The organism is Kitasatospora sp. NPDC001683, from assembly GCF_053596495.1.
Genome location: NZ_JBSFGK010000058.1, coordinates 38,202 through 51,007, shown reverse-complemented (window position 1 = coordinate 51,007; position 12,806 = coordinate 38,202). Strand labels below are relative to the sequence as shown.

Below are 12,806 nucleotides of genomic sequence, written 5' to 3'. Positions count from 1 at the left end.
GCGGGCCGCTCCGTACCGGGAGCGGCCCGGCCGCGGGTGAGGAGGGGCGCAGCCGGACCGGTCGGCCGAGGGTCGACGGGGCCGGTGGGGACGACACGAGATCGCCGAACAGGAGGCCGCCGGTGGAACGCAGGCGCGAGGCAGCGCTGACCGGAGGGACGGCGGGCCGGCGGCTGACCAGCATCGACGGCGGACGCGAGGACGGCCCCGCCGAGCCGGCCGGTCCGCCGCCGCAGGGGCCCGGCGGGGCGCGCGCGCCTCGGCCGCAGCGCGCGGAGTCGGCGCAGCCGCCCGGCGTGCCGGAGCAGGCCCGGCTGTGGCACGTGGTGCTGAGCGTGGCCGGGCAGACCACCCCGCTGTCCTCGCTACGGGCCTCGCTGGAGCGGCTGGCGCACGACCACTCGTTCTTCCTGACCGCCCGTTACGCGGCCGACCACGCCGAGATCCGCTACTGGGAGCAGGCCCGGGACCTGCACGACGCGGCGGCGATCGCGTTGCGGCTGTGGGGCGAGCACAAGGTGACCGCGAACCTGCCGCCGTGGGAGATCGTCGGGCTGGAGGTGGTCGACCGGGCGACGTACCAGAAGCGGGTGGCGGAGGGCTTCGGCGGTCCGCCGCCGCAGCTGGGCGGGGTGTACCCGTACTGACCGACCGGCGGCCGGGGCTGACCGTGCCGCGCTGACCGGCGGCCGGGGCTGACCGGGCCGCGCTGACAGGGCCGTACCGGCCGGCCCTGTTCAGATGCCGGAACGGCGCCGGGCAGGGCGGGGGCAGTCGCTACGCTTGGCGGCATGACCAGCGACCTCGCCACCGCCGACAGCCCCGTCCTCGCCGTAGCGCGCCGAGCCCGGGAGGCCGCCGCCGCGCTCGCCCCGCTGCCGCGCCGCGCCAAGGACGCCGCGCTGCTGGCGATCGCGGACGCGCTGGTGGCCCGCAGCGCCGAGATCGTCGCGGCCAACGTCGAGGACGTGGCCCGGGCCCGCGAGGCGGGGACGGCCGAGTCGGTGATCGACCGGCTGAGCCTGACTGACGAGCGGATCGCCGCGATCGCCTCCGACGTGCGCTCCGTGGCCGGGCTGGCCGACCCGGTCGGCGAGGTGGTGCGCGGCTACACCCTGCCGAACGGCTTGGACGTGCGCCAGGTGCGGGTGCCGCTCGGCGTGGTCGGCATCATCTACGAGGCCCGGCCGAACGTCACGGTGGACGCCGCCGCGCTCTGCCTGAAGTCCGGCAACGCGGTGCTGCTGCGCGGCTCCGCCTCGGCCTACCGCTCCAACACCGCGCTGGTCGCCGTCCTGCGGGACGCCGTCGAGGCGGCCGGGCTGCCGGCCGACGTGATCCAGCTCGTCCCGGGGGAGAACCGGGACTCGGTGCAGGAGCTGATGCGCGCCCGCGGGTACGTCGACGTGCTGATCCCGCGCGGCGGGGCCTCGCTGATCCGCACCGTGGTCGAGGGCTCGACCGTCCCGGTGATCGAGACCGGCACCGGCAACTGCCACGTGTACGTGGACGCGCGGACCGACCTGGCGATGGCGGTCGGCATCCTGTTGAACTCCAAGGCGCAGCGGGTCAGCGTCTGCAACTCGGCCGAGACGCTGCTGGTGCACCAGGACGTCGCGGACGCCTTCCTGCCGCTGGCGCTGGCGGCCCTGGCCGAGGCCGGGGTGACCGTGCACGGCGACGAGGCGGTGCTCAAGGCCGCCGAGGGCAGCGGCGCCACCGTGGTGCCGGCCACCGACGAGGACTGGGGCGCCGAGTACCTCTCGTACGACCTGGCCGCGGCCGTGGTGCCCTCGCTGGACGCCGCGGTGGAGCACATCCGCCGCTGGTCCTCCGGCCACACCGAGGCGATCGTCACCACCTCGCAGGCCGCCGCCCGCCGCTTCACCCAGCTGGTGGACTCGACCACGGTGGCCGTCAACGCCTCCACCCGGTTCACCGACGGCGGTGAGTTCGGCTTCGGGGCGGAGATCGGCATCTCCACCCAGAAGCTGCACGCCCGCGGTCCGATGGGCCTGCCGGAGCTGACCAGCACCAAGTACATCGTCACTGGTGACGGGCATGTCCGCGGCGAGGCGACGCAGACCGTCGGCGGGGACGCGGACGCCCGCTGAGCGCGGCGCGCGGGGCGGCCGTCACACGTGTGACGGACCAACTGCCAGGAGCCACAGACAAATCGCCCCTCCGGTAATACGCTGAATCCCGTGGCTGAGGATGTGGGGGGCTTGCCGTACCCCGACGGCGCCGACCACGGTGGTGCGGACGACGAGTTCGCCACCGTGGTCTTCGATGAGGCCTTCGTCCGGTCCGCCGCCGTGCACGAGCCGACGGCCAAGGAGCGGCAGCTGGCCGCCGCCGAGGCGCGGTTCGAGCCGGACACCGCGGGACCGGGCTGGAGCTATGACGTACCGGCCGGGGACGGGCTGCCGCTGGAGCTGCGCCCGTACCCGAGCGGACTCGACGAGGACCACCTGTACCCCGACCCCTGGTCGGGCCCGGGCCGGGCGAGCGGTCGCCAGGGCCGGCGCTGGGGGCGGCGCTACGACCCGGTGCGCGCCCGCGGGCGGTACGTGGCCCAGCAGCGCTGGCACCGGCCGGTGGCCTGGGTGCTGGCCGTGATCATGGGCGTGAGCCTGGTGGCGGTGGCGGTCGCGGCGATCTACCAGGGCGTGGGCGGCTCCTCCGGCGCGCCCCGGCGCCCGGAGTCCGGCAGCAGCAGTCCGGGGACGGACCCGCGGTCCGCGCCGGCCGCGCCGTCGGCGGTGGTCACGGCGCCCGCGGGCTGACCTGGCCAGGGGGCGTACGCCCCGGGCGGGCGGTCACGGAGCGTTCCCGGCAATCTGCGCCGGGCCCTCGTGGCGGGGCGAGTGTACGCCTACCCTGGTGACATGGGTGACCCGCGCGAGCCTCCTGAGGGTACGCCCGAGGGCGGTTCCGGCAACGAGGACGAGTTCCGGTCCGTCGTCTTCGACGAATCGTTCGTCCGGGCTGCCCGGATCCAGGAGCTGTCCGCCCGGGAGCGGCTCGCGGGCTCCTTCGGCAAGGCCACCCGGGCGCGGGTGCGGCTCGGGCCGCTGGGGACGGTGCCGCGCCAGGCGCTGGCCCTGCTGCTGCTCATCCTGCTGGCCTTCGGGGCCGCGGTGTACTTCGGGGTGAACTCGCCCAAGGGCCTTCCGATCCGGCCGGAGGGCAGCCAACTGACCGTCAGTCTGGTGGCGTTGAGCCCGGCTTCGGCCGTCCGCCCGGTCGCCGACCCGGCGGATCCGTTCGCCGCGCTGCCGCCCGGGTACGGCGACGGGGCGGCCGGGTTGAACACCCCGGCGGGCGCCGCCACCGAGCACTTCAGCAAGGTCGAGGTGACCAAGGCGCTGGACACCGTGCAGCGCTACCTGGTGGCCTCCTCGCTGACGCCGGCGGCGCTGGTCCAGGGCGCCACCACCGACGTGCGGGCCTTCGTCACGCCCGGTGAGCAGGCCCAGTTCGACGCCGCCGTCACCCAGCCGGTGGACGACCGGCACCACGCGGTGACCGGCTGGATCGTCCGCTTCGACCCGGCGCAGGTCGCGCTGGCCTCCGGCACCGTGAAGGTGGTCGGTGCGATGCGGGTCGACGAGGCGGACAGCAGCACGCTGCAGGTCACCACCGACCACACCTTCGTCTACGCGCTGAAGCCGGCCGGCGCCCCGGCCGGTGCACAGGTCACCCTGGAGACCGTGCGGCGCGAGCTGACCTTCCAGTTCGACCGGGTGGACCTGGCCTCGGCGCAGCTGCGGCTTGTGGACTCGGTGCTGCAGGCCGGGCCGGAGCCGTGCACCGCCTCGATGGCGGGCTTCCTGCAGCCGGTGCTGGCCACCGCGCAGGGCACCACGGTGGCGCCGCCGACCGCGGTCGACCCGGGCAACCACGCGCGCCCGGCCTGGCAGGTGTGCGGGGTGCTGGCGGGGGGCTGACGGCCTGCGTGCGGTGGAACGGCCGGTGACCCGGGCGGGTCACCGGCCGTCACGGTCAGCCGTCGGTGCGCTCGGCGGAGCCGTGGTCCGACGGGGAGCCGGCGCGGCTGCCGCCGGTGAAGGTGTCGCGCAGCTTGCCGCCGACGGTCGCGGCGCCGCCGGCCACGTCCCGCAGCAGGCCCATCAGCGGGTCCTTGCTCTCCTTCACCGAGGTCGTGTAGTGCTCGGCGGCGGCCTTCCACTGCTCGCCGACCGAGGTGTCCCGGTCGTCCGTGCGGCGCGGGTATGCGCCGGCCATGATCGAGCGGTACTCGTCGCTCTCCGCCCACTTCTTCAGCTGGGCGACCCGGACCACCGCGAACGGGTGGGTCTGCGGCAGCAGTTGGAGCAGCTTGAGCACGCCGTCGCGCAGGTCGCCGGCCTTCTCGTACTCCTCGGCCTGCTCCAGGAAGGCGTCGACGTTCATCTCGGCCAGGTTGTGCCCGCCGGCCAGCTTCATCAGGGCCCGCATGGACGCCTGGAGGTCCTGCCCGGCGAGCAGGCCGGCCCGGTCGCTGGACAGCTCGGCCTTGCGGAACCACTCCTTGAGTGCGGTGACGATCGCCATGATCGCCAGGTTGCCGAGCGGCACCCAGGCGATCCGGGTGGCGATGTTGGTGAGGATCATCAGCATCGTCCGGTAGACGGCGTGGCCGGACATCGCGTGGCCGATCTCGTGGCCGATGACGGAGCGCAGCTCCTCCTCGTCCAGCAGCTCGACCAGGCCGCTGGTGATCACGATGATCGGGGTGTCGATGCCGATGGTGTACGCGTTGACCGCCGGGTCCTGGGTGACGTACAGGTCCGGGACCTGCTCCAGGTCGAGCGCGTAGGCGGCGTCGCGGACCATGTCGTACAGCTCGGGGAACTGGCGCTCGGAGGTCTTCACCGCGGTGGCCAGGAACATCAGCCGGATCGAGCGCTCGGAGACCAGCCCGGCGAGCTTCTTCAGGATGTCGTCGAAGCCGGACAGCTTGCGCAGGGCGACCAGCGCCGAGCGGTCGGCGGGGTGCTCCCAGGCCCGGGTGGAGATCCCGGGGAAGCGCTGGCGACGCCGGCTCGGGGTCTTCGCGGTCGTGTCGGTCATGGTGTGAGTGCCTCCTGTCGACGGCGGCCCCGGCGCAGTGGCCGGCCCCCCGCTGGTCTTCGCCTGCAACGACTCGTCTGCAACGACTGCCTGTGCAACGTCCGCGGTTGCGTACTCGTCCCCGGAGCCAGCGTACGCGCGGGCCGGGGCGCGGCTCGGGGGCCGGTGGGCGGTGCCGGTGTGAGGCCGGTTTACCCTGAATGCCCTGGAGAACCGGGACCGGACCCGGCCGCGGTACCGAGCAGTACGAGGAGCCCCTCAGATGTCCACCGAAGCGCTGGTCAGCCTGGCCGCACCCATCTCCGACGAGGCCGGCCCGGGCCTGTTCCTGCGGATCATCGTGATCGCGTCCTTGGTCGGGATCGGCCTGCTGGTCTGGATCATGGCCCGCGCCTTCCGGGGCCAGTAGACCGCAGCCTCCGGTGGTGCCCGCTCACGCCCGGTCAGCGGCGGTGGGCCGCCGAGCGGTTGCCGGGTAACCCCCCGTACGATGACGGGTGGGCCCTCACCGGCCCGGAACAACCCCCAGGTCCGTTCACCGAGCCGAGAAGGTCCCGCCGACCATGAGCAATGCCGCCGCACTCCCCGTTCTGAACCTGCTCGCCGAGGGCGGGGGCAACCACGACAGCCTGAACCCGCTGCTGACGGGCGGCTCCGCGCTGTTCATCCTGGTGCTCCTGCTCTTCATCACCACCCGCTTCAACCGGGACCGCTGAGCCGGGACCACGGACCGCTCGGGGAGCGTCCGGCCGGTGGGCCGGCCGCTCCCTCACGCATCTACCGACCACCTCCACCATCTACGGACCACCTCCACACGGACGTTCCCGCACCGTGACGGGCGTCGCGTAAGGTGTGGCGGCATGGGAGAGCAGGCCGGGAATCCCGGCGGACCGGAACCGGTGAAGAAGCGCCTCGGCGTGATGGGCGGCACCTTCGACCCGATCCACCACGGCCACCTGGTCGCCGCCAGTGAGGTGGCGAGCGCGTTCCACCTGGACGAGGTGGTCTTCGTCCCGACCGGGGAGCCCTGGCAGAAGAGCGACCGCCACGTCACCCCGGCCGAGGACCGCTACCTGATGACGGTCATCGCCACCGCGGAGAACCCGCAGTTCTCGGTCAGCAGGATCGACATCGACCGCCAGGGCCCGACGTACACCGTCGACACCCTGCGCGACCTGCACGCCCTGCACCCGGACGCCGACCTCTTCTTCATCACCGGCGCCGACGCGCTCGCCCAGATCCTGTCCTGGCACGACTCGGACGAACTCTTCTCGCTGGCCCACTTCATCGGATGCACCCGCCCGGGGCACACTCTGTCGGACGCCGGGCTTCCGGTGGGCGGGGTCTCCCTGGTGGAGGTCCCGGCGCTGGCCATCTCCTCCACGGACTGCCGCAACCGGGTCGCCAAGGGCGAGCCGGTCTGGTACCTCGTCCCGGACGGCGTGGTCCGCTACATCGACAAGCGGGCGCTGTACGCGCCGCACGGGACCTGAGCCAGGAGCGGGCGTGACCGATCGCAACGGCAATGGCAGCGGGCAGCAGCCGGAGGAGTGGTCCACCGGGCAGTACCAGCAGCCGTACCAGGGCCAGGAGTACCACCAGCAGCAGGCGTACGAGCAGCAGTACGGGCAGTACGACCAGTACGGGCAGCTGGCGTACGGGCAGGGCTACTACGGCGGCCAGGCCCAGGGCTACCAGCAGGCCCAGCAGACCGGGCAGTTCCCGCAGCAGCAGTCGTACGGGCAGCAGCACGACCAGTACGAGTCGCACGAGCAGTACGGCCAGTACGACCAGTACGGGCAGCCGGTGTACCCCCAGGCCCCGTACGGCGGCTACCAGCAGCAGGGGTACCAGGCGTACCAGCAGCCGTACCAGGCCGCGCCGGTCGCGCCGTTGGTCGCCGAGCCGCTGCCCGAGCCGCCCGTCGCGCCCGAGGCGCCCGCCCCCACCCCCGCGCCCGCCGCCGTGCCGCCGCCGCGCCGGCGCACGCCCCGGCCGGCCGCCGAGGCGGCCCCGGCCGAGCCCGGGGCGCCCTCCGAGCAGGTCGCCGGCGCCCGGTCCGGCAAGGCCGGCGGACGGGCGCCCAAGGACAGCTACACCACGGGCGAGTTCACCTTCGTCGACGAGGAGGCGGAGGAGTCCGAGGACGTCATCGACTGGCTGAAGTTCGCCGAGTCCCGCAGCGAGGTGCGCGCCGAGCGCCGCCGCAAGCTGAAGAACCGGCTGGTCGGCCTCGGCGTGGTGCTGGCGCTCGCGGCCGGCGGCGTCGGCGGCTACCTGTGGTTCACCGGGGACAAGCCGACCGCGGCCGCCGCGGCCGGTGGGCGGCAGGTCAACGTCGTCCACCTGCGCGACCTGCAGGGCAAGGTGTCCAGTGCGCTGCTGGTCGACGACGCCTCCGGGCACAAGGGCACGGTGCTGCTGCTGCCCGACGTGCTGCGGCTGCCCGGGCCCGGCGATCCGCCGGTGACCACCGTCGGCCAGGCCATGGACGCGATCGGCGCCTCGGCGACCCGCGACGGCCTGTCCACCGTGCTCGGCGCCCCGGTGGCCGGCACCTGGCGGCTGGACACCCCGTACCTGGAACTGCTGGTCTCCCAGCTCGGCGGCGTCCGGGTGGACACCAACGCCGCGACCTACGAGGGCGGCAAGCCGGACGGCAAGGAGCTGTCCCCGGCGGGCAAGAACACCCTGCTCAGCGGCAAGGCCGCGGTCGCGTACGCCACCCTGCAGGCGCCCGGCGAGAACCGGGACGCCCAGCTGGCCCGGTTCGGGCAGGTGATGGACGCGGTGGTGCGCACCATGCCGACCGAGTTCAAGGACGCCAAGGACGACGTGCACCGGATGAACGCGGTGCTCGACCCCTCGCTGCCCGAGGACGCCCTGGCCGGGGTGCTCGCCCAGCTCGCCCAGCAGGCGAAGGACGGCCACTTCAGCACCACCGCGCTGACCGTCAAGCCGGACGGCACCCTGGACGAGGCGACCGCGGGCAAGCAGGTCAAGGACGTGCTCGGCGGCACCGTGAAGTCCGCGGCGGCCGGCGACGCCCCCGCCCGGGTCTCGGTGCAGGACGCCTCCGGCAACGACGCGGCGAGTGCCGCCGCGCAGGTCCAGATCGTCAACTCGGGCCTGACGTTCATCCCGGGCGGAGCCAAGACCGCGCCGCAGGCCACCAGTGAGATCCGCTACACCGACGACGCCCGGCAGGCCGCGGCGAAGTCCCTGGCGAGCAGCCTGGGGCTGCCGGACACGGCGGTGAAGAAGGTCGCCGACGCCCAGAACGCGGACCTGGTGGTCGTGCTCGGCAAGGACTACCAGCCGCCGAAGAACCAGTAGCCGGTCGGCCGGGCGGCGGCGGACCGGCCCCCGTCCGGCCCCGGGTTCGGCTCCGTCCGGCCTCGGGTCCGGCCCCGCGCGCCCCGCGGCCCCGGAAATGCGTTCCGAGGCCGCAGGGGCGGCGTGAGATCCTGGAAAACGACCCCGGCCGCGCGCCGGGCCGCCCCAAGCCGCCGAGCCGGAAGAACAACGTGACCGTCACCGACCACAGCCAGCAGCTCATCACCGTCGCCGCGCAGGCGGCGGCCGACAAGCTCGCGCACAACATCATCGCGTTCGACGTCAGCGAGGTGCTGTCGATCACCGACGCCTTCCTGATCGCCTCCGCGAACAACGACCGCCAGGTCCGCTCGATCGCCGAGGAGATCGAGGACCGGCTGCGGGAGCAGCTGGACATCAAGCCGGTGCGCCGCGAGGGCGAGCGCGAGGGCCGCTGGATCCTGCTCGACTACCTGGACATCGTCGTGCACGTCCAGCACTCCGAGGAGCGCTCCTTCTACTCGCTGGACCGGCTCTGGAAGGACTGCCCCGAGCTGCCGCTGCCCGCGGACGCCATGGAGTCGCGCAACCGGCCCGACGCCATCACGGACGAGGCCGGCAACGCCGTCGCCCCGGCCGACGACTTCGGCAAGCCCGAGGACCTGCACTGAGCCGGGAGGCGCGCGGCCCGCGCATCGTCTTCTGGCGGCACGGTCAGACCTCGTGGAACCTCGAATCGCGGTTCCAGGGCACCACGGACATCGAGCTGACCGGCCAGGGCGTGCTGCAGGCCCAGCGGGCGGCCCGGCTGCTCTCAGGGCTGCGCCCCGACCTGCTGATCTCCTCGGACCTCAAGCGCGCCCGGCGCACCGCCGAGGAGCTCGCCGCGGTCACCGGGCTGGACGTGCAGCACCACGAGGGCCTGCGGGAGACGTACGCGGGCTCCTGGCAGGGCCTGACCAACGCCGAGATCCGTGAGCGCCACCCGGAGGAGTACGCGGCCTGGGCGGCCGGGGAACCGGTGCGGCGCGGCGGCGGTGAGCTGTCCACCGAGGTGGCCGACCGCTCGGTGCCGGTGGTGCTGGAGGCCGTCGCCAAGCTGCCGGAGAACGGCACGCTGGTCGTGGTCAGCCACGGCGGCACCATCCGGACCATGCTCGGGCGGCTGCTGGGCCTGGAGCCGCCCCTGTGGGAGTGCTTCGGCGGCCTGTCCAACTGCTGCTGGTCGGTGCTCGGCAAGGGGGCGCGCGGCTGGCGGCTGCTGGAGCACAACGCGGGCACGCTCCCGCAGCCGGTGATCGGCGACGACACCTGACGGCACTCGGCGGCACTCGGCGGCGGGGCTTCACGGGGGCCCGGAAGGAGCGGATTTCGCAGTTCCGGGCCTGACCAGCTAGAGTCTTCCTCGTTCGCAGGGAAGGAACGCGGCCCGGAAGGGAAGCGGGAGATCCGGTGAGTGCGGGGCTATAGCTCAGTTGGTAGAGCGCTTGCATGGCATGCAAGAGGTCTGGGGTTCAATTCCCCATAGCTCCACTCCGCATCGGCGGTCGTGGCGGTTGGAATTCCGGAGCCAGGGTCGTCCGTGTCGCGGGGCTATAGCTCAGTTGGTAGAGCGCTTGCATGGCATGCAAGAGGTCTGGGGTTCAATTCCCCATAGCTCCACAGCAGTTCGAGAGGCCGTCACCCGGTGGGTGGCGGCCTCTCGGCCTTTCCCCGGGCTGCGCCCGGCTCGTCACAGCGCGCAGGTGTGGCTCCAGCCGCCCGGCGGCAGGGAGTTGAGCCGCTCGACCAGCTCCCGGTCCTCCGGGCTCTTCGGGACGTACACGACGATGTAGCATTCCGGCACGCCCGGCATCGTCAGGTAGGTGGCGTTCAGCCGCATCACCCCGAGCTCCGGGTGGCGGAACATCCGCAGCAGGGTCTTCGGCGGCGACACCTCCTGGCGGGCCCACAGCTCCCGGAACAGCTCGCTGCGGGCCGACAGCCGCTGCACGTGCTCCTCCCAGGCCGGCTCGCCGACGTGCTTGCCGTACGCCGCGCGCAGCACCGCCACCATCCGCGGCAGGGTCTCCTCCGGGTTCTCGCACGGGTTGCAGCACGACGGCGCGGCCAGCATGCACCAGAGGCTGTTGAAGAAGACCCCGCCGGCCGGGCGCATCCGGTCGGTGCCGAACAGTGACCGGTACGGCCGGTTGAAGCTCAGCACGTCGAACCGGGTGTTGGAGACCGCCGCCGGCAGCGGGGCGAGCGAGTCCAGGATCACCTGGATCGACGGGCTCAGCTCCGGCGGGGCGGGCTGGGCGAGCGGCGAGGGCGACATCCCGGCCAGCCGGAACAGGTGCTGGCGCTCGGTGCCGTCGAGCCGCAGCGCCCGGGACACCGCCAGCAGCACCTGCTCGCTCGCGTTGATCGGCCGCCCCTGCTCCAGCCACGTGTACCAGGTGACCCCGACCCCGGCGAGCTGCGCGACCTCCTCGCGCCGCAGCCCCGGCGTGCGGCGGCGCAGCCCGGGCGGCAGGCCGACGTCCTCGGGGGTGACCCGCGCCCGGCAGGCCTTCAGGAAGCGGGCCAGCTCGGTCCGGCGGCGTTCGCGGTCGCCCGCCGCGGTGGGGAGTTCCTCGAGCACGGTCATGGCGTCCATCGTGCCGCAGCGCGCGCGGGCGATACAGGTGCTGCCAGTACCAGGATCAGCAGGCTCTAACCACCAGTACCGGCGCGGCCCCAGGCTGGTGGCCATGACGGACCTCCAGATCCGGCCCGGCGTGGCCGGAGGCACCACCGGGGCGCCGACCGTACGGCCCGGGCTGCTCCTCGCGCTCGTCCTGTGCGGGCAGTTCATGGCCGTGCTCGACTCCTCCATCGTCAACGTCGCGGTGCCCACCATCCGAACCGACCTGGGCGCCTCCGGCGCCGCCCTGCAACTCGTGATCGCCGGCTACACCATCGCCTACGCGGTCCTGCTGATCACCGGCGCCCGGCTCGGCGCCCGCTACGGCTACAGCCGGCTGTTCCAGCTGGGCCTGGCCGCCTTCACCGCCACCTCGCTGGCCTGCGGCCTCGCCCCGACCACCGGCTGGCTGATCGCCTTCCGGCTGCTCCAGGGCGCGGCCGGGGCGCTGATGGTGCCGCAGGTGATGAGCCTGCTGCAGCGCACCTTCACCGGGGCCGCCCGCACCCGGGCGATCGGCCTCTACTCGGCGGTGCTGGCCGTCGGCGTCGCGTCCGGCCAGGTGCTCGGCGGGGTGCTGGTCAGCGCCGACCTGTTCGGCACCGGGTGGCGGCCGGTGTTCCTGGTCAACGTGCCGTTCGGGCTGGTGCTGCTGGCGGTGGGCGCCCGGCTGCTGCCGCGGCTGCCCGGTGACGCCTCGCGCGGCTTCGACGTCCCCGGCCTGGTGGTGCTGGGCGCGGCGCTCGGCCTGCTGGTGGTGCCGCTGGTGCTCGGCCACGAGCTCGGCTGGCCGGCCTGGGGCTGGGCGATGCTCGCGGGCGGCGTGCTGCTGTTCGGCCTGTTCGTCGTGGTCGAGCGCGGCGTCGCCCGGCGCGGCGGGCAGCCGCTGATCCCCGGGCGGGTGCTGCGCGCCCCCGGGCTGCGGCCGGCAGCGGTCGGACTGTTCACGATCATGGCGGCCTACGCGGGCTTCATGTTCGCCTTCGCCCTGCACCAGCAGGCGGGCCTCGGCCACAGCGCGCTGCGGGCCGGGCTCTGCTCGGCGCCCGTCGCGATCGGCTTCGGCGTGGGCAGCCTGCACTGGCACCGACTTCCGGGCCGGCTGCACGGGATGCTGCCGTCGGTCTCCGGGGTGGTGCTCGGGGGCGGCTACCTGGTGCTGGGGGTGCTGCTCGGCGGGGGCGCCGGGGTCGGGGCGGCGGTGCTGGTGGAGACGGCCCTGTTCGGCCTGGCCGCGGGCTGTGCGTACGCGCCGCTGTTCGCCCGGGCGCTCGCGGGGGTGGCGCCCGAGGACGCGGCCGATGCCAGCGGGGTGACGGTGACCGTCCTCCAGCTCGGGCAGGTGATCGGGGTCGCGGTGCTCGGCTCGGTGTTCCTCGGGCAGGTGGACCTGCCGGCGCCGGCCGCCGACTCCGGGCACGCGCTGCTGGTCACCCTGGCGGTCAACACCGTGCTGGTGCTCGTCGGGGCGGTCTTCGCCGAGCGCAGCCGGAGGGAGGTGCGCTGAGCGGGGTGCCGACCGGTCGCCCTCGGCCGGCTCGGCTGCCCCGGGAAACGGATTTCAGGAGCACGCCCCGGACCGTGTAAAGTAGTCGATGTCGCCGAGGGAAACCGGACGGAAACGACGGGGAACCCGGTGACATCGCAGGTCAAGGGGCTATAGCTCAGTTGGTAGAGCGCTTGCATGGCATGCAAGAGGTCTGGGGTTCAATTCCCCATAGCTCCACAGTGATTGAGAGCCGCCTCC

General features: G+C 73.5%; 13 protein-coding genes and 3 tRNA genes. 14 read left to right on the top strand and 2 right to left on the bottom strand.

The features are described 5' to 3' along the window. Positions 1-122 precede the first annotated feature (122 nt). From ACWCYO_RS27350 to ACWCYO_RS27335, 4 genes are all read left to right on the top strand, one after another. The gene (locus ACWCYO_RS27350; protein ID WP_449785662.1) at positions 123-647 is read left to right on the top strand and encodes a hypothetical protein; all 525 of its coding nucleotides are present in this window, start codon (positions 123-125) and stop codon (positions 645-647) included. Positions 648-791: 144 nt separating this feature from the next. Beyond that, entirely contained in the window at positions 792-2,114 is a 1,323-nt protein-coding gene (locus tag ACWCYO_RS27345; protein ID WP_449785661.1) for a glutamate-5-semialdehyde dehydrogenase, read from the top strand. A 90-nt stretch (positions 2,115-2,204) separates the two neighbouring features. Beyond that, positions 2,205-2,786 (top strand): SCO2584 family spore wall biosynthesis protein, encoded by a 582-nt coding sequence (locus ACWCYO_RS27340; RefSeq protein ID WP_270146993.1) that lies wholly within the window; start codon positions 2,205-2,207, stop codon positions 2,784-2,786. Between the two features lie 102 nt (positions 2,787-2,888). After that, positions 2,889-3,950: an SCO2583 family membrane protein gene (locus tag ACWCYO_RS27335; protein ID WP_449785660.1), complete on the top strand. Its 1,062-nt coding sequence runs from the start codon at positions 2,889-2,891 to the stop codon at positions 3,948-3,950. Positions 3,951-4,005: 55 nt separating this feature from the next. Here the strand turns inward: ACWCYO_RS27335 and ACWCYO_RS27330 are convergent, their stop codons facing one another. Then, complete coding sequence (locus ACWCYO_RS27330) at positions 4,006-5,076, bottom strand: M48 family metallopeptidase (RefSeq protein ID WP_270146995.1); 1,071 nt, start codon at positions 5,074-5,076, stop codon at positions 4,006-4,008. A 262-nt stretch (positions 5,077-5,338) separates the two neighbouring features. On the opposite strand from ACWCYO_RS27330, the gene ACWCYO_RS27325 reads away from it, so the two are divergent. The 8 genes from ACWCYO_RS27325 (at position 5,339) to ACWCYO_RS27290 (ending at position 10,053) form a co-directional block, all read left to right on the top strand. Continuing rightward, entirely contained in the window at positions 5,339-5,485 is a 147-nt protein-coding gene (locus ACWCYO_RS27325) for a hypothetical protein (RefSeq protein WP_270146996.1), read from the top strand. 154 nt (positions 5,486-5,639) lie between these two features. Next, entirely contained in the window at positions 5,640-5,792 is a 153-nt protein-coding gene (locus ACWCYO_RS27320) for a hypothetical protein (protein WP_270146997.1), read from the top strand. A gap of 144 nt (positions 5,793-5,936) precedes the next feature. After that, entirely contained in the window at positions 5,937-6,569 is a 633-nt protein-coding gene (gene nadD, locus ACWCYO_RS27315) for a nicotinate-nucleotide adenylyltransferase (RefSeq protein ID WP_270146998.1), read from the top strand. Positions 6,570-6,582: 13 nt separating this feature from the next. Further along, entirely contained in the window at positions 6,583-8,412 is a 1,830-nt protein-coding gene (locus tag ACWCYO_RS27310; protein ID WP_449785659.1) for an LCP family protein, read from the top strand. A 191-nt stretch (positions 8,413-8,603) separates the two neighbouring features. Beyond that, positions 8,604-9,062 (top strand): ribosome silencing factor, encoded by a 459-nt coding sequence (gene rsfS, locus ACWCYO_RS27305; protein ID WP_270147000.1) that lies wholly within the window; start codon positions 8,604-8,606, stop codon positions 9,060-9,062. After that, a complete protein-coding gene (locus ACWCYO_RS27300; protein ID WP_270151273.1) occupies positions 9,059-9,706 on the top strand; it encodes a histidine phosphatase family protein in 648 nt (215 codons plus the stop codon). The genes rsfS and ACWCYO_RS27300 overlap by 4 nt, the downstream gene beginning before the upstream one ends. Positions 9,707-9,851: 145 nt before the next feature. After that, a tRNA-Ala gene (locus ACWCYO_RS27295) sits at positions 9,852-9,924 on the top strand. 56 nt (positions 9,925-9,980) lie between these two features. Next, positions 9,981-10,053, top strand: a tRNA-Ala gene (locus ACWCYO_RS27290). A 70-nt stretch (positions 10,054-10,123) separates the two neighbouring features. On the opposite strand, the gene ACWCYO_RS27285 is transcribed toward ACWCYO_RS27290, so the two are convergent. Beyond that, positions 10,124-11,023 (bottom strand): helix-turn-helix transcriptional regulator, encoded by a 900-nt coding sequence (locus ACWCYO_RS27285; protein WP_270147001.1) that lies wholly within the window; start codon positions 11,021-11,023, stop codon positions 10,124-10,126. A gap of 103 nt (positions 11,024-11,126) precedes the next feature. Here ACWCYO_RS27285 and ACWCYO_RS27280 point away from each other — a divergent pair, with 103 nt between their 5' ends. After that, positions 11,127-12,566: an MFS transporter gene (locus tag ACWCYO_RS27280; protein ID WP_449785658.1), complete on the top strand. Its 1,440-nt coding sequence runs from the start codon at positions 11,127-11,129 to the stop codon at positions 12,564-12,566. 146 nt (positions 12,567-12,712) lie between these two features. Next, positions 12,713-12,785, top strand: a tRNA-Ala gene (locus tag ACWCYO_RS27275). Positions 12,786-12,806 lie beyond the last annotated feature (21 nt).